The organism is Brachybacterium sp. YJGR34 (assembly GCF_003347015.1).
Taxonomy (GTDB): Bacteria; Actinomycetota; Actinomycetes; order Actinomycetales; family Dermabacteraceae; genus Brachybacterium.
Map to the genome: position 1 here is coordinate 91,963 of NZ_PNFB01000006.1, position 25,671 is coordinate 117,633.

General features: G+C 72.5%; 25 protein-coding genes. 7 read left to right on the forward strand and 18 right to left on the reverse strand.

Annotation, left to right across the window (positions count from 1 at the left end):
* Nucleotides 1-16 precede the first annotated feature (16 nt).
* The 3 genes from CXH06_RS07810 to CXH06_RS07820 all read right to left on the reverse strand — a co-directional run bounded on the left by CXH06_RS07810 (nucleotide 17) and on the right by CXH06_RS07820 (nucleotide 3,118).
* On the reverse strand, nucleotides 17-511 hold the full coding sequence (locus tag CXH06_RS07810) for a flavin reductase family protein (protein ID WP_114854613.1): 495 nt from the start codon (nucleotides 509-511) through the stop codon (nucleotides 17-19).
* Between the two features lie 110 nt (nucleotides 512-621).
* On the reverse strand, nucleotides 622-1,518 hold the full coding sequence (locus CXH06_RS07815) for an SDR family oxidoreductase (protein WP_114854614.1): 897 nt from the start codon (nucleotides 1,516-1,518) through the stop codon (nucleotides 622-624).
* Nucleotides 1,519-1,627: 109 nt separating this feature from the next.
* Complete coding sequence (locus CXH06_RS07820; protein ID WP_304650811.1) at nucleotides 1,628-3,118, reverse strand: MDR family MFS transporter; 1,491 nt, start codon at nucleotides 3,116-3,118, stop codon at nucleotides 1,628-1,630.
* Nucleotides 3,119-3,329: 211 nt separating this feature from the next.
* Between CXH06_RS07820 and CXH06_RS07825 the strand changes: the two genes are divergently transcribed.
* On the forward strand, nucleotides 3,330-3,956 hold the full coding sequence (locus tag CXH06_RS07825) for a dihydrofolate reductase family protein (RefSeq protein WP_114854616.1): 627 nt from the start codon (nucleotides 3,330-3,332) through the stop codon (nucleotides 3,954-3,956).
* A gap of 3 nt (nucleotides 3,957-3,959) precedes the next feature.
* Nucleotides 3,960-4,730 carry a DUF899 family protein gene (locus tag CXH06_RS07830; RefSeq protein WP_114854617.1) on the forward strand — a complete coding sequence of 257 codons (771 nt, stop codon included), beginning with the start codon at nucleotides 3,960-3,962 and terminating at the stop codon, nucleotides 4,728-4,730.
* Between the two features lie 36 nt (nucleotides 4,731-4,766).
* On the opposite strand, the gene CXH06_RS07835 is transcribed toward CXH06_RS07830, so the two are convergent.
* Nucleotides 4,767-5,087, reverse strand: coding sequence for a putative quinol monooxygenase (locus tag CXH06_RS07835; protein WP_114854618.1), 321 nt, complete (start codon nucleotides 5,085-5,087; stop codon nucleotides 4,767-4,769).
* Between the two features lie 44 nt (nucleotides 5,088-5,131).
* Nucleotides 5,132-5,932: a SurA N-terminal domain-containing protein gene (locus CXH06_RS07840; RefSeq protein ID WP_114854619.1), complete on the reverse strand. Its 801-nt coding sequence runs from the start codon at nucleotides 5,930-5,932 to the stop codon at nucleotides 5,132-5,134.
* Nucleotides 5,933-6,145: 213 nt separating this feature from the next.
* Between CXH06_RS07840 and CXH06_RS07845 the strand changes: the two genes are divergently transcribed.
* On the forward strand, nucleotides 6,146-6,517 hold the full coding sequence (locus CXH06_RS07845) for a hypothetical protein (protein ID WP_157975656.1): 372 nt from the start codon (nucleotides 6,146-6,148) through the stop codon (nucleotides 6,515-6,517).
* Nucleotides 6,518-6,544: 27 nt separating this feature from the next.
* Here the strand turns inward: CXH06_RS07845 and CXH06_RS07850 are convergent, their stop codons facing one another.
* The 3 genes from CXH06_RS07850 to CXH06_RS07860 form a co-directional block, all read right to left on the reverse strand.
* Nucleotides 6,545-7,717, reverse strand: coding sequence for a Gfo/Idh/MocA family protein (locus CXH06_RS07850; RefSeq protein WP_114854621.1), 1,173 nt, complete (start codon nucleotides 7,715-7,717; stop codon nucleotides 6,545-6,547).
* Nucleotides 7,718-8,104: 387 nt separating this feature from the next.
* Nucleotides 8,105-9,154 (reverse strand): transglycosylase family protein, encoded by a 1,050-nt coding sequence (locus CXH06_RS18765; RefSeq protein ID WP_114854622.1) that lies wholly within the window; start codon nucleotides 9,152-9,154, stop codon nucleotides 8,105-8,107.
* 307 nt (nucleotides 9,155-9,461) lie between these two features.
* Nucleotides 9,462-10,373: a macrolide 2'-phosphotransferase gene (locus CXH06_RS07860; protein ID WP_114854623.1), complete on the reverse strand. Its 912-nt coding sequence runs from the start codon at nucleotides 10,371-10,373 to the stop codon at nucleotides 9,462-9,464.
* A gap of 81 nt (nucleotides 10,374-10,454) precedes the next feature.
* Here CXH06_RS07860 and CXH06_RS07865 point away from each other — a divergent pair, with 81 nt between their 5' ends.
* On the forward strand, nucleotides 10,455-11,195 hold the full coding sequence (locus CXH06_RS07865) for a lysoplasmalogenase (RefSeq protein ID WP_114854685.1): 741 nt from the start codon (nucleotides 10,455-10,457) through the stop codon (nucleotides 11,193-11,195).
* Here the strand turns inward: CXH06_RS07865 and CXH06_RS07870 are convergent.
* From CXH06_RS07870 to CXH06_RS07905, 8 genes are all read right to left on the reverse strand, one after another.
* Complete coding sequence (locus tag CXH06_RS07870; RefSeq protein WP_114854624.1) at nucleotides 11,086-12,471, reverse strand: TerC family protein; 1,386 nt, start codon at nucleotides 12,469-12,471, stop codon at nucleotides 11,086-11,088. The two genes, CXH06_RS07865 and CXH06_RS07870, sit on opposite strands and share 110 nt — an antisense overlap.
* A gap of 217 nt (nucleotides 12,472-12,688) precedes the next feature.
* Nucleotides 12,689-13,024: a plasmid stabilization protein gene (locus tag CXH06_RS07875; RefSeq protein ID WP_114854625.1), complete on the reverse strand. Its 336-nt coding sequence runs from the start codon at nucleotides 13,022-13,024 to the stop codon at nucleotides 12,689-12,691.
* A 45-nt stretch (nucleotides 13,025-13,069) separates the two neighbouring features.
* Nucleotides 13,070-14,242: a Vms1/Ankzf1 family peptidyl-tRNA hydrolase gene (locus CXH06_RS07880; protein WP_114854626.1), complete on the reverse strand. Its 1,173-nt coding sequence runs from the start codon at nucleotides 14,240-14,242 to the stop codon at nucleotides 13,070-13,072.
* Between the two features lie 176 nt (nucleotides 14,243-14,418).
* The gene (locus tag CXH06_RS07885; RefSeq protein ID WP_114854627.1) at nucleotides 14,419-15,240 is read right to left on the reverse strand and encodes an ABC transporter ATP-binding protein; all 822 of its coding nucleotides are present in this window, start codon (nucleotides 15,238-15,240) and stop codon (nucleotides 14,419-14,421) included.
* Nucleotides 15,237-16,307, reverse strand: a complete 1,071-nt coding sequence (locus CXH06_RS07890) for an iron chelate uptake ABC transporter family permease subunit (RefSeq protein ID WP_114854628.1) — start codon at nucleotides 16,305-16,307, stop codon at nucleotides 15,237-15,239. The genes CXH06_RS07885 and CXH06_RS07890 overlap by 4 nt, the downstream gene beginning before the upstream one ends.
* Entirely contained in the window at nucleotides 16,304-17,362 is a 1,059-nt protein-coding gene (locus tag CXH06_RS07895; RefSeq protein WP_114854629.1) for an iron ABC transporter permease, read from the reverse strand. The genes CXH06_RS07890 and CXH06_RS07895 overlap by 4 nt, the downstream gene beginning before the upstream one ends.
* A 12-nt stretch (nucleotides 17,363-17,374) precedes the next feature.
* Nucleotides 17,375-18,421 (reverse strand): iron-siderophore ABC transporter substrate-binding protein, encoded by a 1,047-nt coding sequence (locus CXH06_RS07900; RefSeq protein WP_114854630.1) that lies wholly within the window; start codon nucleotides 18,419-18,421, stop codon nucleotides 17,375-17,377.
* A gap of 340 nt (nucleotides 18,422-18,761) precedes the next feature.
* Nucleotides 18,762-19,412 (reverse strand): mismatch-specific DNA-glycosylase, encoded by a 651-nt coding sequence (locus CXH06_RS07905; protein ID WP_157975657.1) that lies wholly within the window; start codon nucleotides 19,410-19,412, stop codon nucleotides 18,762-18,764.
* A gap of 63 nt (nucleotides 19,413-19,475) precedes the next feature.
* Between CXH06_RS07905 and CXH06_RS07910 the strand changes: the two genes are divergently transcribed.
* Nucleotides 19,476-20,039 carry a thymidine kinase gene (locus tag CXH06_RS07910; RefSeq protein WP_114854631.1) on the forward strand — a complete coding sequence of 188 codons (564 nt, stop codon included), beginning with the start codon at nucleotides 19,476-19,478 and terminating at the stop codon, nucleotides 20,037-20,039.
* Nucleotides 20,040-20,049: 10 nt separating this feature from the next.
* On the opposite strand, the gene CXH06_RS07915 is transcribed toward CXH06_RS07910, so the two are convergent.
* Nucleotides 20,050-20,550, reverse strand: coding sequence for a hypothetical protein (locus CXH06_RS07915; protein ID WP_157975658.1), 501 nt, complete (start codon nucleotides 20,548-20,550; stop codon nucleotides 20,050-20,052).
* A gap of 148 nt (nucleotides 20,551-20,698) precedes the next feature.
* Here CXH06_RS07915 and CXH06_RS07920 point away from each other — a divergent pair, with 148 nt between their 5' ends.
* Nucleotides 20,699-23,938: a GH92 family glycosyl hydrolase gene (locus CXH06_RS07920; RefSeq protein ID WP_114854633.1), complete on the forward strand. Its 3,240-nt coding sequence runs from the start codon at nucleotides 20,699-20,701 to the stop codon at nucleotides 23,936-23,938.
* Between the two features lie 131 nt (nucleotides 23,939-24,069).
* A complete protein-coding gene (locus tag CXH06_RS07925) occupies nucleotides 24,070-24,597 on the forward strand; it encodes a phosphoribosyltransferase (RefSeq protein WP_114854634.1) in 528 nt (175 codons plus the stop codon).
* A 30-nt stretch (nucleotides 24,598-24,627) separates the two neighbouring features.
* On the opposite strand, the gene CXH06_RS07930 is transcribed toward CXH06_RS07925, so the two are convergent.
* Nucleotides 24,628-25,629, reverse strand: coding sequence for a DUF808 domain-containing protein (locus tag CXH06_RS07930; protein ID WP_114854635.1), 1,002 nt, complete (start codon nucleotides 25,627-25,629; stop codon nucleotides 24,628-24,630).
* Nucleotides 25,630-25,671: the final 42 nt, after the last annotated feature.

Genomic DNA, 25,671 nt, shown 5'->3' on the forward strand with positions numbered 1-25,671 from the left:
ACGACGGCCGCGGGCCTCAGGCCGGCCGCTCCCGGGGCACCAGATCGTTGAACCGGCTGCGGTGGAAGACCATCGCCTCGGCCTCCGGATGGCGGCCGATCGTGAGCACCTCGAGCAGCACCAGGTCGTGGTCCCCGGCCCGCATCTGGTCGTGGACCCGGACGGTCATCCAGGTCGGGGCACACTCGAGGCACAGCGCGCCCTCGTCGTCGACCCGCACCTCCACTCCCTCGAAGCGGCGCGCACGATCCGTCGCGGCGAGCTGGACGGCGATGCCCGCCTGCGCCCGGCCCAGCACGGTGACCCCGAGGTGGCCGTGCTCGCGCAGCAGCGGCCAGGTGCGGGAGGTGTGCTGCACCGCCACCGAGACCAGCGGCGGATCCAGTGAGACCCCCACGGTGAAGGTCGAGGCGACCAGCCCGTGCTTGACGCCGTCGACCTCGGCGGCGAGGAGGGCCACGCCCTGCGGGACGTGGGAGAAGGCCTCACGGAGCGCGGTCTCGGTCAGCATGGTCCTCACTGTAGGACGCCGTGCGGCCTCCCGGCCGTCGCGCTCGCACGCCGGGTGGTGCGTGACATCCCGGCGCGCAGCGGGGGCGACCTCGCGGACTCGGTCCGCGCTCAGGCCCCGCGCCGCGCGCGGCGCAGGGGAACCCCCACCTTCGAGCGCACCCCCCAGAACAGCATCCTCCCCAGGGACAGCGGGCCGTAGCGCACCCCCTGGAGGTAGGGCCGGTCCGCGCGCAGCGCGGCATCCGCCCCGCCGTCGACGAACACGATCTGCCCGGCCATGAAGGAGTTCTCCTCGCTGACCATCCAGGAGATCGCCGCTGCCACGGCCCGCGACGGTCCGGGGAAACCCAGCGGCTGGGGGAGCGCGGCGTTGAGCATGCGCGTCCGGGCGGTGTCGCGGGACGCCCCCTGGGCTCCCTCGCCCTCCTCGACCACGCCGGGAGCCACGACGTTGACGACCACGCCCGTGCCCGCCCATTCGTCGGCCGTCGCCGACTGCCGCACCCATCGGTTCAGGGCGATCTTCGCCGAGCGGTACAGCATGCCCCCGCGGCCGGCGGCGACCGCGTGCTCGGCGGCGGTGTGCGCGGCCTCCTCGTCCCCCCGCAGACATGCGGTGATGACGTCGGCATCGCCGTCGGTCAGCGTCACGGCGGAGGAGACCACCACCACGCGCGGCGCGGGGCGCAGCCGCAGCAGAGGTCGCAGACCGGCCAGCGCCGCGAGCATCCCGAAGTAGTCGACATGGACGGCCTCCGCCGTCGCCGCCCGACCCTCCGCGATCAGCACCAGCCCGTCGATGCCGCTGGGCGCGAGACGGCCCACCTCGGACACGAGCATGTCCCGACCGAGGTCACCGACGAGATCGGCCCGCACGTCGAGATCATCCACGGCGCCGCAGCGCAGCACCCGGGCGCCCTCGTCCTCGAGGAGTGCGGCGGTGAGCTCGCCGATGTCGCTCTCGGCACCGGTGACGACGTAGGTGCGGCCCTGATGGCGGGACATCTCGACTCCCCGGTCGGTGACGGCGTCGTCCCCGGAATGAGGGGCGACCTGGACCGTCAGGGTACTCGGACACGTGTCGCAGGTCACGCGTCCAGGGTGGCGGGTGCCGTCAGTCTCGCAGTCCGGACTCCCCGGGACCCGGCGTCCCGGGGGCCGACGGGCCGACGGTCGAGCGGCGCGGCATGGTGTCGCGCAGGAAGCAGGAGCCGATCACTCCCAGCACGGCGAAGATTCCGGCGACCACGAAGGCGACGTTCACGCCGTGGATGGCGCCGGCGGGCCCGTGCACCTCCGGATCGCGCGCCGCCGCGGACATGACCGTGACCAGCACCGCGGTGCCGACAGAGGCCGCGATCTGGCGCAGCGTGTTGTTCAGGGCGGTGCCATGGGGGATCAGCCGCATCGGCAGCCAGTTCAGGGCCGCGGTGGTCACCGGCATGATCACCATCGCCGTGCCGAGCATCCGCACCGTGTTGATCCCCGCGATGTAGGCGAAGGTCGTCTCCGTGGTGAGCCCGGTGAGCAGGAAGGTGGAGACGGCGACCAGGGAGAAGCCGATGATCGCGAGCCACCGCGCGCCGAAGCGATCGAAGATCCGGCCCGTCACCGGGGACATCACCCCCATCACGGCGGCACCGGGCAGCAGCACCAGACCCGAGGCCACCGCGGAATGGCCGGCCATGTTCTGCATGTACAGCGGCAGCAGCAGCATCCCGCCGATCATCGCCATGAACACCAGCATGCCCAGCACCGTGCCGAGGGTGAACACCGAGTAGCGCAGCACGCGGAACTCGAGGAGCGGCTCCTCCAGGCGCAGCTGCCGCAGCACGAACCACACCAGGGTGACGATGCCGATGCCGAGCGGAACCAGTGCGGTGGCGCTGGTCCAGCCCGCGTTGCCGGCGGATCCCAGGCCCAGCAGCAGTCCGCCGAACCCGAGGGAGGACAGGATGATCGAGAGCACGTCCAGGCGCGGGAAGGTGCGCTCGGTGACGTTGCGGAGGATGAAGTGCGCGACGATCACGTCTGCCACCGCGATCGGGACCATCATGAGGAACAGGGTCTGCCACGGGAAATGGTCCACGATCCAGCCGGAGAGGCTCGGACCGATCGCCGGGGCGAAGGAGATGACCAGTCCCATCGTGCCCATCGCGCTGCCGCGCTTCTCCACCGGGAACACGGCGAACAGCACGTTCTGCACCAGCGGCATGATGATGCCGCCGCCGGCCGCCTGCACCACGCGCCCGGCCAGCAGCACCGGGAAGATCGGCGCGAGGGCGCACAGGATCGTCCCGGCGATGAACAGTCCCATCGCGGTGAAGAACAGCGCACGCGTGGTGAACTTCTGGATGAGGAACGCGGTGACCGGGATCATGATCCCGTTGACCAGCATGAACAGCGTGGTGACCCACTGCGCGGAGACGGCGGTGATGCCGAAGTCGCGCATGAACGCCGGCAGTGCGGTGTTCAGCAGGGTCTGGTTGAGGATGACGACGAAGGCGCCGGAGACCAGCACGGTGAGGACCACATTGCGGTTCACGCCCGCCGGGACCGCTCCCTCGCGGGGCGTCTTCGCGGGTCCGGTGCTGTCGGTGGTCACACGACCATCCCTCTCTCGTGCGTCGGGGCCCCGGGCCGGAGGCGTCGGGGGAGGAGGACGGCGCCAGCACGTCCCTGGACGACAGTAGGTGCGAGGTGCAGTGAGTGCAACTAGAGCCGCCGCGAGACGGTGGCCACGCGGCGCGGTGCGCAGTACCGTGGTGATCCCCGGCACCGTCGCAGCCCGGGGACCCCGACGGCGAGGACGCACCATGGGTGACACCGACGCATCGCATGCACCGCAGCTGCTGCTCGTGGACTTCATCCTGTCCCTGGACGGATGCGCCGCGGCCGAGGGATGGCCCGGCTGGTGGGGACTGCAGAGCCAGGAGTACCTCGACTGGCTCGCCTCCGAACCCGAGCGCCTGCAGCTGATGGGAGCCACCACCTATCGGCTGATGGCGCGGATGGCCCGGGAGGCGCGCGAGCTCGATGTCGCCGAGGAGGAGAAGGCGAGCTTCGCGGCGATGGGCGCGGCGAGCAAGGTGGTCTTCTCCTCGACCCTCGAGGAGCCGCTGTCCTGGGAGAACACCCGACTCATCAGCACCGATGCGGTCGAGGCGGTGCGCGAGCTGCAGCGCACCTCGCCGCTGCCGCTGACCACCGTGGGCAGCATCCGCCTCAGTCACTCGCTGCTGCGGGCCGGTCTGGTGGACGTCCTCCGGGTGGTCCTGTTCCCCGTGGTCACCGGCCGCACGGGGCTGGAGCGGATCTGGGAGCACTTCGAGGACTTCTCCCTCGAGCTGCTCCGGGCCCGCACCTTCGACGGCGGGCTCCAGCTGCTCGAGTACCGCCCCACCTACCTGCCGCACCCTCCCGGCACGGCCTGGGAGCGCTGAGCGATGACGACGCCGCCGGAACGGGCCCCCGGGCGCCCGCCCGTGGTCGACATGGCCACCTGGCAGGGCGCCCGCGAGGAGCTGCTCGCGCGCGAGAAGGCCCACACCCGCGAGGGGGACGCGATCGCCGCCGCTCGGCGCCGGCTGCCGATGGTGGAGGTGGACGCGGCGGCGGAGGTCGTCGGTCCCGTCGGTCCCGTGCCCTTCTCCGCGCTGTTCGGGGAGCACGACCGCCTGGTGGTGTACCAGCACATGTGGCACGACGGTGCTCCGCACCAGGGACAGTGCGAGGGCTGCACCACCACGGCCTGGCATCTGCACGATGCGACGTACCTCGACGCCCACGGGGTCGCGCTCGCGATCCTCACCACCGGCCGCTGGGAGGAGGTGCATCCCTTCACGGACTTCATGGGGTACCGGCGGGTGCCCTGGTACTCCGTGCGCGGGCTCCCCGATCCGATCGGCGGCAACATGGGCCATCTGGCCAGCTTCCTGCGCGACGGCGACCGCGTGTTCCTCACCTACCGCACCACCGGGCGCGGCAACGAGCGGGTCAACTACTCGCTGGGACTGCTGGACATGACCGCCTACGGTCGCGGCGAGGACTGGGAGGACATGCCCGCCGGCTGGCCGACCGGGCGTCACGCCTGCTGGGCCTGGCGCTCCGACGCCGAGGGGAACCCCACCTGGGGCCCCACCAGCCGGCCGGTGCCCCAGTGGTCCCGCCCCGGCGCGACCCCCGTGACCACGCTCGGCCGCGACGGCGAGCGCTGAGGCCCGTACCGCCGCGGCCGCGTCGCGAGAGCGCGCTCAGCCGACGGTGAGCTCGCCCATCGGGCCCCAGCCCTCGCCCTCGACCTGGTGGGAGACGATCTGCGGAGTCGCCTCCAGGTACTGCGGGAACTCCTGCTGCATCGCGCGGAAGTGCGGGGAGTCCACATGGGGGCCGGCGCCCTCGTCGGTGAACGCCTCGATGAGCACGTAGGTGTTCGGCTCCTCCACGCTGCGGGACCACTCGAACCACAGATTGCCGGGCTCGGCGAGGGTGGCCTCCGTGAAGGGCCGGGAGATCTCCGGCCAGCGGTCGGCGAACTCGGACTTCACGGGGAACTTGACGTTGATCAGGATCATGGGGAAATCCTCTCAGGTCCCGGCCACCGCGTGGTGGCGGTGCCTCAGATGTTGACGGTGACCTCGCCGCTCTCGCGCAGCTCCGCGGCGATCTGCGTCGCCGCCTCGTTCTGTTGCTGGGAGACGGACTGCTGGGCGAGCTGCTCCTTGACGTCCTCGAAGGGCGGCACCTCGGACTGCTGACCGCCGGCCTGGGACTGCTGGGCGACGAGCTCCTCGTACTGGGCCTTCAGCTCCTCGTCGGTGGGCTCGGAGATGTTGGCCTCCTGCTCGATGAAGGTGGTGAGCTGGAACTGCTCGCCGGCGTCGCTGCGCACGTCCTCCTCGCTCAGCCCCTGCTGCTCGAGGGTCGAGATCACCTCGTCGGCGGAGCCCAGGCCGTTCTGCTGGGCGATCTCCTCGAGGGTCGCGTCGATGTCCGCGTCGGTCGGCTCGATGCCGGCGTCCTGCGCGCCCTGCAGCAGCAGGCGGTTGTCCACCAGCTGCGCGGCGACCTGCTGCTTGAGCTCGTCCTGATCGACCTCCTGGCCGGTGCTCTGCTGCTGCATCGAGGCCTGCTGGAACTGCGTCTCGTAGGCGGCGGCGAACTCGTCCTTGGTGATCTCCTCGCCGTTGACCACGGCGACGACCTCGGGGACGCCGGAGAGGTCGGCCTCGGGCATCTGCTGGGCGCCGCCGTCGGACGCGGCGGCGCTCCCGCCGTCGCTCGCGGCGGGCGCACCACCGCCGTCGCTGGCGCCGGAGGACGCACCGCCGTCGTCGCTGCACCCGGTGAGGGCGACGACGGCGGCGAAGGAGATGGCGGCGAACGTGGTGCGGAGAGTCGAGGTGCTGGGGACCTTCACTGTGCCTCCTGTGGTTGTCGGCCCGCGAGACGCTACGCCCCGAACCCTGGAGCCGTGTTGCAGCTCCGTCCAGTGCACGGTCAGGAAGCCGGATTCCGTGGGGTGTCTCTCGCCGCCGGTGCGCCCCGGCGGCGGCGGATCGGCCCCCGCGGCACCCGGCCCCGGCGGCCAGGACGCCTGGGCACGGGCCTGTCCGGCACCTAGGCTCGGACCATGGAGATGACCGTCACGGCAGACTGCGGCAACTCGCCGCGGATGAGGATCGTCGCCGATCTCGCGGCGGCCTGGGCGGCGGGGGAGGAGGAGCACGTGCGCCCCTGGCTGCGCGAGGACACCCGATGGATCCTCGTGGGCGCCGCGGACGGGCAGCAGCCGGCGCCCGGCGGGATACTCCCGCCGCCCGTCCCGCCCGAGCACGGCGAGATCCTCACCGTCCTCAGCCACGGCCGCCTCGCCGCCTGCGACGGGTACCTCGTGAGCGGGCAGGAGCGCGTCGACTTCTGCCATGTGCTGCGCTTCGCGGGCGCGGCGAGGACCGCCGCCCTCCGCGAGATCCGCACCTACCTCCAGCCCGCCGTCTCCTGACGGGGAGCCGGCGGGCGGAGCCGGAGCTCAGGAGCGCGTCGGGTACTCGCCCTCGTCCTCGATGCGGCGATTGAGCTCGGCGAGGTACTCCTCGGAGGGGTAGTCCACGAGGTCGATCTCCCGCCCCGTCCACGCCGACAGCTGCATCCCCGAGGCCAGGCGCACGCCGTTGATGCCCTCGGCGCCGTCCGCGATGAGCGGGACGCCGTCGTTGATGTGCGCGGCGAAGTTGGTGAGCACCTCGACGTGCTGGGAGCCCCAGGCCGAGTCGTACACCTTCTCCTCGACGGTCAGGACCTCCGAGGTGTCCTGCTCGCCGCGGAAGAGCTTCGCGACCTCCTGCATCGACATGCGCTCGCTGAGCACCCGCTCGTCCTCGGCCAGGCGCGTGATGGTCACCGTCTTCGAGCCCTCCACCACGATCTTGCCGCGATCCAGGAGGATCTCCAGGCGGTCCGTGCCGACGATGTCGTTGGTGCTGGTCATGAAGTGGCCGGTGGCGCCGTTGCCGAAGTCCACGAGGGCGTTGACCTCGTCCTCGGTGGCGATGTCGCGCCGGAAGCCGAAGGCCAGCTTCGCGAACACCTTCTGCGGGGTGCCGCAGAGCCACTGCCACAGGTCCAGCTGATGCGGCGCCTGGTTGACCAGCACGCCGCCGCCCTCGCCGCCCCAGGTGGCGCGCCACGCCGACTGGTCGTAGTAGCCCTGCGGCCGCCACCAGGTGGTGATGATCCAGGAGGTGTGGCGCAGCGCCCCCAGCTCCCCGGAGTCGATGAGCGCCTTGAGGTCGGTGTAGACCGGATTGGTGCGCTGGTTGAACATGATCGCGAAGGTGGTCTCGGGATGCGCCGCCGCGAAGGCGTTCATCTCCTCGACCTGCTTCGTGTACACGCCCGCGGGCTTCTCCGTCAGCGTATGGATGCCCTTGCCGAGCGCGGTGATCGTCATCTCGGGATGCAGGAAGTGGGGGACGGTCGTGACCACGGCGTCCACGTCCCCGGAGTCGAGCATCGCGAGGTAGTCGTCGTGGAAGGGGGTGTCCGGGTGCTTCTCGGCGGCGAGCTCGCGCTTGGCCGGGTCGGTGTCCGCGATCGCGCCGAGGCTCATGCCCGGGACCCGCCCCTCGCTGAGCAGGCCGGCGTAGGCGCCGCCCTGGGCGCCGAGCCCGATGATTCCGAGCCGAACGGTCTTCTCCGACATGGTGTCTCCTGATCTTCTGGGGGATGACCGTGCCGGACGGGCGGCACGGTGGGGTCAGCGGATGGACAGGCACGGTGCTCGCAGCATCGCGAGCGCCGTGGAAGCGCTCTCCAGTGCACTCTAGCCGCCGCGACGCCGCGGACAGCAGGCCCTCCGAGTCTGGCGAGTCCGCGGAGCGCCCGTGGGTTGTTGCCGGAGGTTGCGCGAGCCGGTCCGCCTCGGGGCAGTCCCTGCCCGGCACGATCGAGGAGCGCGTCGCCACGGCCCCGGCGGCAGACGCAGGACGGCCGGGCCACCCGCGAGGGTGACCCGGCCGTCCGGGAGAGTGCGGCGCTGCCGCAGGGCGTCAGCGGTCGGTCGCGGCGGACCGTGCTGTCGCGGTGGTGCTCAGTAGAGGTTGAGGAAGGTCTGCAGGACCTCCACGGTGTCCTCGTCGATCGAGTCGGAGCCGTTCTGGGAGGCGCCGATCTCGTGCTGGAGGCCGGCGACGGTGTTCTCGCCGATCACGCCGTCCTGGTGGGTCTTCGCCCAGCCCTGGAGAGCGAGGGTGGTCTCCTCGTTCATCTCACCGGTCTGCTCGACGCCCAGCCAGTCCTGCAGGGCGGTGATGGTCTTCGGGCCCATCGTGCCGTCCACCTCGAGGGTGCCGGCCACGGAGAGATCGGCGGTCGCCTGCGAGCCGGGCTCGGCGGCCGGGCTCTGCTGCGGGGCGGCCTGCTCGGCCGGGGCCTCCGCCTGCTCGGTGTCCTCGGCGGGCGCCTGCTCCTGGGCAGGGGCCTCCTCGGCGGGTGCCTGCTCGGGCTCCTCGGCGGGCTCGGTCTCCTTGGCGAAGCCGTTCTCGTCGCAGTTGTCGGCGATGCCGTCGCCGTCGCAGCTCCAGTCGCCCTGGGGCTCGGTGCTCTCGCGCTCGGTGGAGCGGTTGGCCTGCTGGCCGCTCTCGCGAGACTCGGTGGACTCGGTGGACTCGGTGGACTCCTGCGAGGACTGCTCGGAGCCGGCATCCGACTCGGAGGAGCCGCTGTCCTCGGCCGCCGGAGCGCCGGAGGTGTCGGCGCCGCCGCTGAGCGCGGAGCCGCAGTTCGGCCAGGCGCCCGCGCCCTGACCGGCCAGGACCTTCTCGCCGATGGCGATCTGCTGGCTCTTGCTCGCCTGGTCGGCGGTGGCCGCGTACTGCGTGCCGCCGTAGCCCTCCCAGGTCGACTGCGAGAACTGGAGCCCGCCGTAGTAGCCGTTGCCGGTGTTGATGGACCAGTCGCCGCCGGACTCGCAGGCGGCGACCTCGTCCCAGCCGCCGGCCGCGTTCGCGGCGGTGCCGGTGGCGAGCATGCCGGTGGCGACGATCGCGCCGCCGGCGAGGGTCACCGCGGTGCGGGCCATGCCGCGTCGCAGGGAGGCGGTCCTGGGGGTGGTCTTGGCGTGCGTGCTGTGCAGGGACATGTGCACGTCCTTTCGATCTCGCAAAGTGTGGAGAGCGGGGAGGTGCGGCTCCCGCAGTGCGCGTGGTGCGTCACCCGCTCGGGTCGAACGGTCGCCACGCTAGGGCCCGCCTCCCCCCGCCCAGCAAGGGGGATCGAGAAGTGGTGACGGCTTCTTTGCCGAGACGTTCCCGAGCGATCGGAGGGCGGTCTCCGGGGCCCGCGGGTGTGGCCTGGAGGAATGCGCCTACCGGTGCCCCGGAGGACTGATCATGTGACGTGGGTCGCTTCTGTTCCTCAGGTCACAGCAAGGTCACGAGGTTCGTGATTCACGCCTCTGACGTGGGGTTCAGGGAGGACGCGGCCGCCTCCCAGTGCGCTGCCAGGCCCGTCTCGAGGGCGAACAGGCCGTAGGCCACGGGTGAGGCGGAGAACATCTCCGTGCAGTGATCGGCCAGTCGCGGCCACAGCTGTCCGCCGCCGGCCTCGTAGTGCTCCAGGAAGAGCTCGAAGGCGTCCTCCGTGGCGCCCACGCGCTGGAACATGAGGTCCTTGGCAGGATCGCCGACGGCCGCGGTGGTCCAGTCGAGGACCGCGGAGAGCCGCCCGTCCGCGACGAGGGTGTGGCCGGGGTAGATCTCCCCGTGGGTCAGCACGCTGCGGCGGGGCCAGTAGCTGTCCTCCTCGACCCAGGCGTTCCACCGCTCCCACAGAGGAGGGGCGATCTCGAAGGACTCCGCGACCCGCTCCAGGTCCGTGCGCCAGCGCGCGCGCACCTGCGCGGGGGAGAGCACGTCGATGCCGGTCGCCGCGGCCTCCTCGATGCCGATCCCGTGGAGCTGGGCGACGGTGGCGCCGAGGGACCTGGCGTAGTCCGGAGAGGACACGTCGACGTTCCAGCTCACCTCCCCGGCGGCATCGAGGGTGAGCCCCGGAGTGCCCGGCAGCAGGGGGTAGGCGATCAGGTCCTCGGTGTGGACGCGCCAGTCGGGCACGGCCACGTCCAGGTGCGGTGCCACCGTCCTCAGCAGGCGGCCCTCGATCTCCGCCCGGGCGAGCACGTCCGCTCGGCGGGGGATCCGCAGCACCCAGTCCTGCCCGTCACGGGCCCGGGCGAAGACCACCCGGAAGTCCAGGCCGATCTCCTCGGCGCGGAGGGTCTCGCGCGAGAGCTCGAGCCCGTGGGTTCCGGCGAGCTCGAGGAGGGCATCGGCGTCCGAGGGGAGATCCGTCGAGGTCATCGGACCAGTCTGGCATCACCGCGGCGAACCCGCCAGGTGGATCCCTCCCCGCGGGGGCATCCGGCGGCCTACGCTTCGCCCATGCGTCCGGCACTGGGGATCCTGGCCGGGGTGTCCTTCGTGCACCTCGGCGCCCAGGCGAGCGGCCGGGAAGGTCTGGCCGCTCTCACCCAGGTGCTGCTCATGCCCGCGCTGGCCGCCGTGCTCTGGACGGGGACTGCGCCGCCGCGGGGCGCCCTGGTCCGTCTGTCCCTGGCGGCGCTCGGGCTGTCCTGGCTGGGCGACACCGTTCCGCGCTTCCTGGCGGGGACGGCCGGCTTCCTGGGCATGCTCGGATTCTTCCTGCTGGCGCAGCTGACGTACGCCCTGGCCTTCTGGCCGCACCGGGCCGGCTCGCTGCTCGCGCGTCCGGTGCTGGTCCTTCCCTATCTGGCGGCCACGGCGGGGATCATCGTGCTGTGTGCGCCCGGTGCCGGAGCGCTGCTGCCCGTCGTGGTGCTCTACGCCGGAGCGATCATCACGATGGCGATCCTCGCCACGGGTCTCTCGCCCCGTGCCGGACTCGGTGCGGCACTCTTCGTGATCTCCGATGCGCTGATCGCCCTCGACGCCTTCGGCGTGCTCACCCTGCCCGGCCAGGGCGTGTGGGTGATGAGCACCTATCTCGCGGCGCAGCTGCTGCTGGTGCTGGCGGTGCGGGAGGCGGCCGCGCTCAGCGCAGCTCCGACTCCGAGGCGGCCCCGGTCCCGGGCGCAGGCTCCGGATCGCTCCCGGCCCCCGCGGCGGGGTCCGAGGACGGGGCATCGGCGTCGCGGGAGATGATCTGGCCGCTGGCGTCGCGACGGATCCGGCCGTCGGGGCCCACGGTGCGCAGGCCCTCCGGGTGCTCGTCGGTGCGCCGGCCGCCATCGCGGTCGGAACGGCGCTTCTCGGCCATGACGTGGGCGTCCGAGAGGAGCTCGCTGAGCGACTTCTCCTCGTGCAGCAGGCCCTGGTACTTCTCCGGCAGGCTCCGGATCGCGTCCTCGTTCTCCTGCAGACGCCGATAGATGCGCTCACGCTCCTCCTCGAAGGAGGTGTAGCTCATCGAGACGTAGGCCTCCGCATCGCGGCGCGCGCTGGCGACGGCGGCCTTCGCCCGGCCGCGGCGCGAGAGCAGGGACGCGGCCACGGTCACGATCAGGACACCCACGATGACCGAGAGCGAGAAGCTCGTGGTGATCTCGGGGACGGGCACCGGCTGGCCGTTGTTGACGAACCCGAGGGAGTTCTCGTGCAGCGCGTGGACGATGAGCTTGACGCCGATGAAGGCCAGGATCGCGGCCAGCCCGTAGGAGAGGTAGACCAGGCGGTCCAGCAGCCCGTCCAGCAGGAAGTACAGCTGGCGCAGGCCCAGCAGGGAGAACACGGTCGCCGTGAAGACGATGAAGGTGTTCTGGGTCAGGCCGAAGATCGCCGGGATCGAGTCCAGCGCGAACAGGATGTCGGTGCCGCCGATGGCCACCATGACCAGCAGCATCGGGGTCATCACGCGCTTGCCGTCGATGTGGGTGAACAGACGGTCGCCGTCATAGGTGTCGGTGGTGGGCAGCAGCCTCTTGGCGAGGCGGACCACGATGTTGTTCGCCTCGTCCTTGTCCTCGGACTCCGGCTTGAGCATGTTGCCGGCGGTCAGCAGGAGGATCAGGCCGAAGAAGTAGAACGCCCAGGCCAGATGCTCGATCATGGCGGCGCCGCCGACGATCATGGCGGAGCGCGCGATGATCGCGAAGGTGATGCCGAACAGCAGCACCTTCTGCTGGTCCTCGCGCGGGACGCGGAAGCTGCTCATGATCACGAGGAACACGAACAGGTTGTCCACCGAGAGCGCCTTCTCGGTGATGTAGCCGGCGAAGTACTCGCCGCCCATCTCGGCGCCGCCTCCGAGGAGGACCAGCACGCCGAAGAGCAGCGCGATCGCGACGTAGATCGTCGACCAGATCGCGGCTTCGCGCAGGGTGGGGATGTGCGCCTTGCGCACGTGGAAGAAATAGTCGAAGGCCAGGAGGCCGACGATCACGATGATCGTGATCGCCCAGATGAGCGGGGAGACGGTCACGGTTCTGCTTTCCGGGGTCGCTGAGTCGACCCGGGTCTCTCCGCCCGTCGATCTCCTCGACGGACCGCGGCGCACGGAGGACCATCGACAGTCCCCGTGATGACGTGCGCAGCGTGGTGGATACTCCCCCGTTGCCGTGCCGCAGTGTACACAGCGCTCCTGGACGCGCGGTGAGGACCGCGCCGGTCGCGCCGTCGCCGGCGCGCCGGCGTCCTCCTCAGCGGTCCTCGCGCTCCGTGACCGCTTCCTCGAGCTCCTCCTTGGTCATCGAGGAACGCCCCTCGACGTCCAGGCGCCGCGCATCCTCGTAGAGCTGATCGCGCGTGCGCCCCTGCGGCCCGGAGCCGGACCGTCGGCCGCCGCGCTCGGCCGGGGACATGTCCTCGGTGGAGGTCCTGCTGGCCTCCTGGGCCTCGCCGCTCTGCGCCCGCGTCTTGTTCACGGTCCGGGCGGCGATCTCCTCGGCCTCCTCCTCTGAGCGGCCCGCATCGAGCTGGCTGTCCTTCACGTGCTCGTACTGCCGCTCACGCTTGCGGCTCCATGCGTCGGGCACGGTCCCTCCTTCCTCGTCGGCCCACCACCCGGCGGCGCCGGGTGGTCAGGCACCCAGCGACTGCTCCTCCCGCCGGTGCGGCGAGTCCTCGTCGCGCGCCGGGTCGACCGCCTCCTCGCGGCGGGTGTCGTGGCTCATGCTGCCCACGCGGTTCGACGGGGTGGCCCCGTCGCGCCAGCGCAGCAGGGCGCCGACACCCTCGGGGAGCCCGTCGTGCTCCTCCTCGAGGGCGGAGACCGAGGCGTCGGTGAGCAGGGCGCGGCGCGCGAGCTCCTCGAGACCGGCCACGTCGCGGCCGGCGGTGAAGATCAGCTCCTCGACCTGCCCCCGCTCGAGCGCCTGGGCGACCTCGGCGGCACCGCCGACGGAGGCGCCGTCCCGCGCCTGGCTCTCGTGGAAGCGGGCGGCCAGCTCTCGCTGCCGGTCCTCGATGAACGCACCGGTGACCCGGGCGACCTCCTCGCGGAAGGACTCCCGGTCCAGGGCGACCCCGCGGGTGCCGCCGGGGACCTCCTGGATCCGCTCCCGGACCTCGTGCCCGATCGCCTCACGGCACAGTGCCATGGCGCGCACGTCACCGCTGAGCAGCACCATGTCGGGGGAGTGCTCGCGGACGATGCGGTCCACCGCCTCGGCGACCGCGTCCGCATTGCGCTCCCAGGAGTCCTCGACCCGTGCCTCGAAGTTGTTGGCGCGCCAGCCGTGCTGGCTGCCGCCGCCGAGGTTCGCTTTGTGCAGCTCGTCGTGGCCTCCCTCGACCGTCGCATCCTCGCCGAGCCCGTTGGTGCCCTGCGTGATGGACGGGTTCTCGGGAGCGCGCAGGTGCAGGTCCGCACCGGCTCGGTCCACGACGATCAGCAGCTGGCTCACCGCGAACGGGGTCAGCTGGAGCAGCGGGAGCAGCTGCGGGAACTCCCCGCGGTACCCGGATTCCTGCAGCGGCGGGACGGGCAGCACCCGGTCCACGAGGATCTCGGCGTCGGAGGCGATGATCGTCCGGCCGTGCCGGCCGCCGATCGGCGACGGGCTGAGCACGGTCTCCTCGATCTGCGTCAGCAACGCCTCCGGGGCACCGTCGGCCGCGAGCGCCGATCGCATCTGCGACCACCGCATCTCCAGCTCGGCGGCGGCGTGCGGATCCGTCCGGGTGGTGTCGAGATGGACCGAGACGAACGGCCCGGGATGTTCGAGGGCGGACTTGAGCCAGGGCAGCTTCACGGATGACCTCCTGCGTGCTCGACGTGCGGTCGACCGAGCTCACGGCGATGGAATGAGCCTCGTTGCCGCGTGGGTCGTCCCCACCTTTCCACGGGACGCCGGGGGCCGCAAGAGAGATCCCCGCCCGGCCCGCCCCCGCCGGGCAGGATGCCGCTCGCCCGCTGGCGGCACGTCGCTCAGGGGAGGGCGCCGTCCCGGGTCAGGACGTGGTGGCGGCCGATCGGCACCATCAGCGGCAGCCCGGACACCGGGTCGCTGACGATCCGATTGCTCAGGCCGAAGACCTCGCGGACCCCGTCCTCCGTGAGGACCTCGGCGGGCGAGCCGCTCGCCCGGACGGTGCCGCCGGAGATCATGACCAGCTGATCGCTGTACCGGGCTGCGAGGTTCAGATCGTGCAGGACCATGACGATCGTGATCCCGCGGCTGCGGTTGAGATCCGTCAGCAGGTCCAGCACCTCGACCTGATGGCTGACGTCCAGGAAGGTGGTCGGCTCGTCGAGCAGCAGCAGGTCCGTCTCCTGGGCGAGCGCCATCGCGATCCACACCCGCTGGCGCTGCCCGCCCGAGAGCTCGTCGACGGGGCGCTCGGCGAGCTCCGCGGTGCGGGTGGCGTCCAGGGCCGCGGCGACGGCCGCGTCGTCGGCGGCGCTCCAGCGGCTGAACACCCGCTGGTGGGGATGCCGGCCGCGGCCCACGAGGTCCGCGACGGTGATCCCCTCGGGCGTGATCGGCGACTGCGGCAGCAGGCCCAGCGTGCGGGCCAGCTGCCGGGCCGGCATCCGATGGACCTCCGCGCCGTCCAGGAGCACACCGCCGGAGCGCGGGGTCAGCAGGCGGGACATGGAGCGCAGCAGCGTGGACTTGCCCGAGGCGTTGGCGCCGACGATCGAGGTGATGGCACCCGGCACCACCGACAGGTCGAGGCCCTCGATGACGTGGCGCTCCCCGTAGCCGAGGGTCAGGTCCTCCACGCGCAGGGTGTGGTCGGTGGTCACAGGGAGCTCCCTCGTCGGTTGACGCGGATGATGAGGTACAGCAGGAACGGGGCTCCGAGCACGCCGGTGACGACGCCGACGGGGTACCGGGTGCCCGTGGCGTGCTGGCCCACGAGATCGGCGACCAGCACGAGCAGCGCGCCGACCAGCGCGGCGGGGATCAGCGGCGAGGTGCCGGGACCGACGATCCGCACGGCGATCGGGCCGGAGAGGAAGGCGACGAAGGCGATCGGTCCGCAGGCGGCCGTCGCGAAGGCGACGAGGCCGACGGCCGCGACCACCACGATCAGGCGCGTGCGGTCCACGCGCACGCCGAGCGCGCGGGCGGCATCGTCCCCGAGCTGGGTGGCGCGGAGGTCCCGGGACCGTGAGAGCAGCACGGGAACGAGGACCACCATCGCCCCGAGCACGGGCAGCACCTGGTCCCAGGAGGTGTTGTTCAGGCTTCCGGTGAGCCAGCGCAGCGCCTCCTGCAGATCCCACTGCCCGGCCCGGGAGAGCACCCAGTCGGTGAGGCTCTGCAGCATCGCCGCGACGCCGATGCCCACCAGGATCAGGCGGGTCCCGGCCACCCCGCGCCGGTAGGACAGCAGGTAGATCAGCACGGCGACGACGAGCCCGGCCACGATCGCGAGCAGGGAGACGGCCGCTCCGGACCACCCCAGGATGACGATCCCGAAGGCCGCGGCGGCGCTCGCCCCGGAGGAGATGCCGATGATGTCCGGGCTGGCCAGCGGGTTGCGGAGCATGGTCTGGAAGGTGACCCCGCCGAGGCCGAAGCAGGCTCCGGCGAGCACCGCCAGCACGGCGCGCGGGAGGCGCAGCCGGCCCACCGTGAAGCTCGCGCCCGGCACCTCCTGCCCGAGGAGGACGCGCAGCACGTCCCCGGGCGGGTGGACGGTGCGCCCCACCATGAGGCTCAGGGCGAACACCGCGAGGATCGCCGTGACGAGCACGGCGAACGTGATCGCGGCCCGGGTGCGGCGGCGCCGGCGGGAGGAGGCCACTCGCTGCAGGGTCGTCCCCGCGGCCTCGGTCGCGGCAGGGGCGTCGACGGTCGCGGTCACAGGCTCGTCAGCTTCTGTCGGCGCACGATGGCGATGAAGAACGGGGCGCCGAGGAGGGCGGTGACGATGCCGACGTCGAGCTCCTCGGGACGGGCCACGATGCGGCCCAGGACATCGGCGGCGGTGAGCAGGGCCGCTCCGACCACGGCGCTCAGCGGGAGCAGCCAGCGGTGGTCCGGTCCGATCAGCAGACGGCAGGCGTGGGGGACGACGAGGCCGACGAAGGCGATCGGGCCGGTCACCGCGGTCGCCGCGCCGCACAGCACCACCGCGCCGAGGGCGGCCAGGCCGCGGGTGAGCGCGACCCGCTCGCCGAGCCCGGCGGCCAGCTCGTCGCCGAGCGCGAGGGTGTTCAACCCGCGCGCGCTGAGCATCGCCAGCGCGGCGCCGACCAGCAGGAAGGGGGCGACCTGCTCCAGCGCGTCGTAGGTGGCGCCGCCCACGCCGCCGATCTGCCAGGAGCGCACGCTGTCTCCGATGTCCGAGCGCGGCAGCATCACGGCGCTGATGAACGAGGTCAGCGCGGCTCCGGTGGCGGCGCCCGCGAGGGCGAGCTTGAGCGGGGTCGCCCCGCCCTGCCCGAGAGATCCCAGCGTGTAGACCAGCACGGCGGTCAGCGAGGCGCCCGCGATCGCCACCCAGATGTAGCTCGAGGCGACGGTCAGCCCGAAGTGCGCGATCCCGATGACCACGGCGAGGGACGCCCCGGTGTTGATGCCGAGGATCCCGGGATCGGCCAGGGGGTTGCGGGTCACGCCCTGCATCACCGCGCCGGAGACGGCGAGCGCGGCGCCGGCGACCACGGCGAGCAGTGTGCGGGGGATCCGGGTCGCGACGGCGGCCGGGCCGAAGCCCTCGGTGGATCCGCCCAGCGCCGCGAGGATGTCCTCGAGCCCCACCTCCCGGGAGCCGATCACCACCGAGACCGCCATGAGCACGCCGAGCACCGCGAGGGCGGGAAGGAGCCACAGCAGGCGCGTGCGCGAGGACCGCCGCAGTGCGGCGGCGGTCCTCGAGGCGGTGGCGCCCGGAGTGCTCGGAGATGCGGTGGTCATGGCGTCGGAGGGTCAGGCGCCGGCGGTGGCCGCGGCCTCGAGCTCGGTGAGGTAGTCCTCGAGGATGTAGGGGATCGCGAGCGGGGTGGGGTTCGCGGCGGTGCCCAGCGGGCTGTCCGAGGGCAGGCTCACCACGGCGTTGTTCTGCACGGCAGGCATCTGCGAGAGCAGCGGATCCGCCTGCAGCGCCTCGACCAGTGCGGCGTCGCCGTAGGTCACGATGATCTCGACGTCGTCGAAGGCGTCGGCCTGCTCGGCGCTGACGGTCGTGGAGAACTCGGGGGTCTCCTCGCTCGCGGCGACGACGCTCGGAGCGATCGCCAAGCCGAGGTCCTCGAAGAACATGGTGCGCGTGTCGTGCGCGGTGTAGAAGCTGACCTGGGAGAGGTCCGTGGTGTCCACATGGGTCAGGAACATCGCGTTCTTCCCGGCGAGCGCGGGGTGGCCGGCCACGGCCTCCTCGATCCGGCCCTCGAGCTCGGTGACCAGTGCCGCGCCCTCCTCGGCCCTCCCCATGCCGGTGGCGTTGACGGTGATCATCTCGCGCCAGGGCGTCCCCCAGGCGATCTCCGGGAAGGGGACCGTGGGCGCGATCTCGGAGAGGGTGTCGTAGTCCTCCTGGGTGAGCCCCGAGTAGGCGGCGAGGATCACGTCGGGGGCGGTGTCGGCGACGCCCTCGAAGTCGATGCCGTCGGACTCGTCGAAGAGCACCGGGGTCTCGGCACCGAGCTCGTCGAGCGCCTCCTTCACCCACGGGAGCAGGCCGTCGGCGTCGTCGTCGCCGAAGTTCGCGGCGGCCATGCCGGCCGGCACGACGCCGAGCGCGATCGGCACCTCGTGATTCGCCCAGGCGACGGTGGTGACCACCTCGACCTCTGCGGGGACCGTGGTGGAGCCGAAGGCGTGCTCGACCGTGGTGCCCCCGTCGGAATCCGCGGCGCCCCCGCCGTCGGAGGATCCCGCGCCGGACCCCTCGGAGGAGGAGCACGCGGCCAGCGCGGCGGCGAGGGCGGCGGCAGCGGCGGAACCGGCGAAGGCGCGACGGGAGAAGCGGGTCATGGGGGCCTTTCGGGAGGCCGCGGAGCGGCAGGGGCCCGGTCCGGTGGGGCCCGGAGCGGGGGTCAGGACGATCCCGACCGGCCGGACGCATCACGGCGGCCCGCGCCGGAGCGGTCGGACCGGCGGTCCGGGGACCGTCCGTGAGCGCCTCGATGCGCGGCTGAGGATTGCCTCACCAAAGTACTGGCGGTCCCTCGTCCCCGCAAGACGGCACCGGGGAGCCCTCCGCCGCGCAGGCCCTCCTGCCGCGGTCGCCGCCTCGCCCGAGCATCCGCTGTGCCGGAGCTCACAACCGGGGTGACCTGGCAGGGGTGCGCGCGGACCGCGCCCAGCGCGGCGGTCAGTCCGCCTCGCGGTGCGCGATCCCGGCGTCGCGGGCGACCGCGCGCCAGTCCTCGGCCAGGGAGGAGACGGTGGCGTGGGCGTTCAGGCCGCTGGGCTGCGGCACCACCCACAGCCCGATCTCCGCGGGCCACCCCGGCACGAGGGACGCGTCCTGCCGCCCCAGGCGCGCCGACGGCAGGGCATAGGCGGTGCGGAAGGCCGTGATCCCGGCGATCGCGACGGTCCGCGGCCGCAGTCGGGGGAGCCGGTCGATCAGCGCGGACCCCGCCGCCCGCAGCTCGTCCCGGCTCAGCTCGTCGGCCCGCGCCGTGGCCCGTCCCAGCAGGTTCGTGATCCCGATGCCGCGCTCGTGCAGGTCGCTCTCGTCCTCGGTGTCGAGCCCGCGGGAGGCGTCCACCGGGCGGGAGGTGAGGCCGGCCCGGTGGAGCGAGGGCCAGAAGCGGTTGCCGGGACGGGCGAAGGGGGCGTTGACCGCGGCGGTCCAGAGCCCGGGGTTGATCCCCACGATGAGCAGGCGCAGCTCCTGGCCGCGCGCGGGATCCGGCAGCACGTCGTCGATCGCGTCCGGTGCGGGGACGGCGAAGCGGGCGAGGTCCTCGCGGGTGGGCTTCCGTCCGGCCAGGGGAGAGGGGCGCCGCGTGCTCATCCCCGCACTGTAGCGATCCCGGCGGCTCCCGGGCGGGGTCGCGAGCGCGCGTACCCTGGCCGCATGCGCGCCAGGGAGGCAGGACCGCTGCACGTGATCGCCGGGCCGATGTTCGCCGGGAAGACGGAGGAGCTGCTCCGCCGTGTCCACCGCGCGCAGCTGGCCGGGAGGCAGGTGGAGGTGATCGGCCATCGGCTGGACACCCGCCCGGGGGCCGAGGTGCTGCGCACCCATGTCGGCCGCACCGCCCCGGCGCGGATGCTCGCCGCGCCCGAGCCCCTCCGGGAGCTCCTCGACGATCCGCGTCCCGACCTGGTCGCGATCGACGAGGCGCAGTTCTTCGGCCCGCGGATCGTGCCGATCGTCGAGGAGCTGCTGGCCGCCGGGATCCAGGTGGAGGTCGCCGGTCTCTGCGTCACCTACGACGGGGAACCCTTCGCGCCGCTGCCCGATCTCATGGCGGTCGCCGAGGAGGTCGTGAAGCTCACCGCGGTCTGCGCCGTCTGCGGGGCGGATGCGGCCTTCCACGTCCGCCTGATCGCAGGCGGCGGCGACGCGACGCGCGCCACCGCGGAGCAGATCGGCGGCGCGGAGTCCTATCAGGCGCGGTGCCGCAGCCACCGCTGAGGGGTGGAGCTCAGGTGAGGGGCTCGGCCCCGTCCTCGACCAGCTCGATGCCGTCGAGGTCCCACTGCCCGTCCACACGGCGCACGTAGTAGCGCAGCGAGACGTCCACCTCCTCGCCGTCGACCGAGTACGTCTCGGTGACCTCGAAGATCGCGTAGCCCCGGCGGTTGATCCGCTCCTCGACCCGGTACTCGACCGAGGAGATCCCGCCCAGGTTCTCCTCGAAGACCTCGCAGCTGGTCAGGCCCGTCATCTCGCGGTACTGCTCGGTGGTGGAGTCCATGAAGAGCGCGCAGTCGGTGCTCTCCAGTGAGGTGTAGAAGTCATCCAGGGTCGATTCCGGATCGCCGCGGGTCAGGAGCTGGACGGCGATGACGATCGCGAACACGCCCACCACCAGCAGGCCCAGCAGCGCGATGCCGGCCAGCACCAACCAGTGCCACAGCGGCCGCCCGGCGCGGCCCGGGCCGGGGCGCGGACCCCCGCCCTGTGGAGCCTGTGCATGGACCATCTCGTCCCCCGCTCGTCGCGTCCCCTGGGGCGGAGTATTCCGCAGATCGGGCCGTCGTGCATCGTCCGGCGCGGATCCGCCGCGCGGTCGGGTGCGCGACCCGCGCGGCGCGCCGCCCACCGCGCGCGCAGTCGCTAGCCTGACGGGCATGGATGTCTCCGTTGACCAGGGCCCTGTCGGATCTCCCACCAGCAAGGACGGTGCGGGCTTCCTGGCCCGCACCGCCGTGCGCTACGCGACGCGCCCCGGCGAGAGCGCGGCGGCGGCGCTGCCGGCGCTCGAGGACGTGCCCTCCGCCGTCGGCCGCACCGTCGAGGAGGGGGACGTGCTGCGGGTCTTCGTGCATCCGCGGCTGGACGCGGGGCAGACCTGGGGCGCCACGTACGTCGCGGTGGATCTTGTGTTCACCGATGGCTCGCGGCTGTCGGAGCTCGCCCCGCAGGACCAGTACGGAACGCTCGCCACGGCGCGCGGGATCGGCGAGGGCCGGATCCTCTACGCGGACCAGTGGAACGACGTCCAGGTCGCGCTCGACGCCGCGGCCGGGCGCACCGTCGCCGAGGTGCTGTGCGTTCTCGAGGTGCCCGAGGACGAGGAATCCGATCTGCTCGATGCGCCCGACGGCACCGAGCCGGCGCCCGCCGCGGAGCCGGAGGAGATGATCGGCTGGATCGACGGACCCTACGTGGGCCCGCTGCCCGCGGACCCGCCGACGGACGACCCCGTGGCCTGGGTCGACACCCGACGGGGGACGCACGCCAGCGGCGACTTCTCCCGGGGGAACAACCTGCCGCTGACCGCGGTCCCGAACGGCTTCGCCTTCTTCACCCCCGCGACCGACGCCCGCACCCGGCGCTGGGTGTACGAGTACCACCGCGCGGGCGGCGAGGACAATCGTCCCCGCCTGCAGGGCATGGCGCTGTCCCACCAGCCCAGCCCGTGGATGGGGGACCGGCTGCAGCTGCAGCTGATGCCCCTGCTGGGTGAGGCGCCGGATGCGAGCCCCGCGGCTCGCTCCCTCGGCTTCGACCATGCAGGGGAGACCGCGCGCCCCGACCTGTACCAGGTGGCCCTGGACGGCGGCACCGCCCTGCGCCTGGCGCCCACCGACCACGGCGCGATCTGCGAGGTCGACTATCCCGACGGCACCGAGGGCCGTCACCTCCTCGTCGAGGGGATCGACGAGCACCACCGGATCGAGGCGGCCGGCGCGGTCTTCGACGGCCGGCTCACCGGATGGGTCGATGCCGGACCGGAGCTGGGCCACGCCCGCGCCGACGGCGCCACCCGCCTGTTCGTCCACGCCGAGGTGTCCCCGGCGCCGGTGGCCGTGGAGCGAGCCCGGGGCGACTCTCGCGGCAGCGTGCTCACCTTCGCTCCCGGCACGGAGCGGGTCGCGCTCCGCCTGGTCACCAGTTTCGTGGGGCTCGAGCAGGCCGAGCGCACCTTCGCCCAGGAGCTCGCCGGGCGTTCCTTCGAGGAGGTCCGCGCGGCCGCGCACGCCGCCTGGACCGAGCGCCTGCGGGTGATCGAGGTGCCCGAGGCGACCCCCGCCCAGCGCCGCACCCTCTGCGGGAACCTCTACCGGCTGAACCTGTACCCGAACTCCCACTGGGAGAACGCCGGCACCCCGGAGCGCCCGCAGCCCGTCCACGCCAGCCCGGTGCTGCCGGTGCGCGGCGAGGCCACCGACTCCCGCACCAACGCCCAGGTGCTGCCCGGGACGATGTACGTCAACCACGGCTTCTGGGACACCTACCGCACCGCGTGGCCCGCCTATGCGCTGCTCTACCCCGAGCTCGCCGCGGAGCTCGCCGACGGCTTCGTCCAGCAGCACCGCGAGGGCGGGTGGATCGCCCGCTGGTCCTCTCCGGGCTATGCCGACTGCATGACCGGCACCAGCAGCGACATCGCCTTCGCCGATCTCCAGGTCAAGGGCGTCGAGCTGCCCGATGCCCTCTCCGCCTACGAGTCCGGGCTGCGCAATGCGACCGTCGCCCCCGCGTTCCCCGAGGTGGGGCGCAAGGGCAACGAGCGGGCCGTGTTCACGGGCTACGTCGACACCGACACCGAGGAGTCCGTCTCCTGGGCGCTCGAGGCCCACATCAACGACGCCGGTCTGGCCGCCCAGGCCCAGCTGCTCGCCGAGCGGGCGGAGGCGGAGGACCAGCGGGAGCGGGCCGCGCAGCTGCGCGAGGAGTCCCACTACCTGCGAGCACGCTCCAGCAACTACCTGCTGCTGTTCGACCCCGCGGTGCGTTTCTTCCAGGGGCGACGGGCCGACGGCGCCTTCGCCCAGACCCCTGAGGAGTTCGACCCCACCGTCTGGGGCGGGGACTTCACCGAGACCGACGGCTGGAACTTCGCCTTCCACGTCCCCCACGACCCGGAGGGCCTCGCGGCGCTCTACGGCGGCCGGGACCTGCTGCGCGGGAAGCTCGAGGAGTTCTTCGCGACCCCCGAGCGGGCCGACAAGAAGGGCACCTACGGTCACGTGATCCACGAGATGGACGAGGCGCGCGCGGTGCGGATGGGCCAGTTCGGCGTCTCCAACCAGCCCTCCCATCACATCCCCTTCCTCTTCCACCACGTCGGCGCGCCGGAGGAGGCCTCCCGGGTGGTGCGCGAGGTGCATCGGCGCCTCTTCGTCGGCGAGCAGATCGGCCAGGGCTACCCCGGGGACGAGGACAACGGCGAGATGAGCGCCTGGTGGCTGTTCACGGCGCTGGGCCTGTACCCGTTGCAGCTGGGCACCCCTCGCTACCACCTGGTGGCGCCGCTGTTCGATCGGGCGACGGTCCGCCCCCTGGGCGGCGCCCCGTTCACCGTCACGGCCGAGGGCCAGGCGCCCGGGAACGACTGCATCACCGGGTGCTTCCTCGACGACCGCGAGCATCCGCAGTCCTGGATCGACCACACCGAGCTGCGGGGCCGGGTGCACGTCACGCTCGGTCCCGAGCCCACGGGGTGGGGCGAGGTGCCTCCCTCGCCCACCGCCCCGGGCGAGCGGCCGGAGCCGCTGCGCGATCTGTTCGCCGCGGACCCCGCGGACCCGCTGCGGGACGACGACTCCCGCACCGAGATCGCCCTGGACCGTGCGAGCGCCGTGATCGACCTCCCCGAGCTCGGCGAGCCGATGGTCGCGCGCTTCCTCACGCTGACCTCCTCGGCCGAGCCCGGCGGGGATCCCGTCGCCTGGCGCCTCGAGGGGTCCGCGGACGGCGACACCTGGGAGGTGCTCGATGCGCGCTCCGCGCAGAGCTTCCGCTGGCGTCGCCAGACCCGCCCCTTCGAGATCGCCTCGCCGCGAGCCTGCACGCACCACCGCCTGGTCATCACGACCTCCCAGGGCCCGCTGCGCCTGGCCGAGCTCGAGCTGCTGGGCTGACGGCCGCGAAGGGCTCCCCGCGGGGCGCGCCTGAGGCGTCGGCCATGGTCTCGGCGCTCGGTCGGGCCCTGCGGCGCCCCGGCCGCTACCATCGACGCACCCTGCGCCGACCGCACCCGAGGAGAGACCCGATGTCCCAGGCCTACCATGCCGATTCGACCGATCTGCAGACCAAGGAGGTCCTGGGCTGGGAGCAGTTCGGCACGGCCTCCCGCGAGCTCGCGCAGACGATCGCCGATTCGGGCTTCGGACCCGAGATCGTCATCGCGGTCGCGCGCGGCGGGCTGCTGCCGGCCGGCTCGCTCTCCTACGCGCTCGGGCTGAAGCTCGCCGATGCGATCAACGTCGAGTTCTACACCGACGTGCACGAGACCCTGCCGGACCCGGTGCTGCTGGCTCCGATGCTGGACACCGAGTCGCTCGTGGGCAAGCGCCTGCTGGTCGTCGACGACGTCGCGGACTCCGGCCGCACCCTGTCCCTCGTCCTGGAGCTGCTGCGCGAGCAGGGCGCCGATGCCCGCAGCGCGGTGCTGTACGCGAAGTCGGCCTCCGTGGTGTCGCCGGACTTCGTGTGGCGACACACCGACGAGTGGATCGTCTTCCCCTGGTCCGCCGAGGAGCCGGTCACCCCGGCCGCCGGCACCGCCGTGGAGGCCTGAGAAGCCCCTCGGGGCCCGGGCCGCGGGTGCTCAGCGCTCCTGGTCCTCGGGCGCCTCGGCGGTCGCGGGCGCTGCCTCCTCGTCGCCGTGCGACGCGCCCGTCGCCCCGTGGTGCCCGAAGGGCAGGACGTGCATGATCGCCGCGACGACGCCGCCGATGAGCAGGCCGAGCACGAAGGAGAAGGCGGTGTTGACCAGCCAGCCCAGGAATCCGCCGAGAGCCGGGGCGCCGGCGGCGATCCCCTCCAGGTGGTGCACGAATCCGTAGGGCTGGGCGAGGCCGAGGTCATGGGTGCCCACCAGCAGGATGTGGCCGCCCACCCAGAGCATGGCGACCATGCCCACGTAGCTGATGACGTCCATGACCCGCGGCATGGCCCGGACCAGGCCGTCGCCGAAGCGCTGCCTGGCGGGGGAGGACTCGTCCGCGGCGAGCTTCAGACCGACGTCGTCCATCTTCACCAGGATGCCGACGGCGCCGTAGACCAGGGCGGTGATGGCCAGTGCGATGACGATCAGCACCGCGGCGCGCATCCAGAGGCTGTCGGTGTCCACGGAGTTCATCGAGATCACCATGATCTCGGCCGAGAGGATGAGGTCGGTGCGCACGGCGCTGGAGACGATCCGGTCCTCGGCCTCGGCGCCCTTCGCGGTGGCCGGGGCGTCCTTGGGCTTCCCGCGCACCAGCTCCCAGATCTTCTCCGCGCCCTCGAAGCTGAGATACAGCCCGCCCAGCATGAGGATCGGGGTCAGCAGCCAGGGTGCGAGGACGCTGAGCAGCAGCAGCGCGGGCAGGATGAACAGCAGCTTGTTGCGCAGCGAGCCCTTGGTGATCCTCCAGATGATCGGCAGCTCGCGCGCGGGCTTGATGCCCTGGACGTACTGCGGGGTCACCGCGGCGTCGTCGACCACCACCCCGATCGCCTTCGAGCCCGCCTTCGCGGAGGCCGCGGCGACGTCGTCGGCGCTGGCGGCCGCCAGGCGGGCGAGCGCGGCGACGTCATCGAGCAGTGCGGCGAGGCCACCGGCCATTGAAGTTCCTTCCCCCGAGGAGAGCGGACCGCCGTCGCGGCG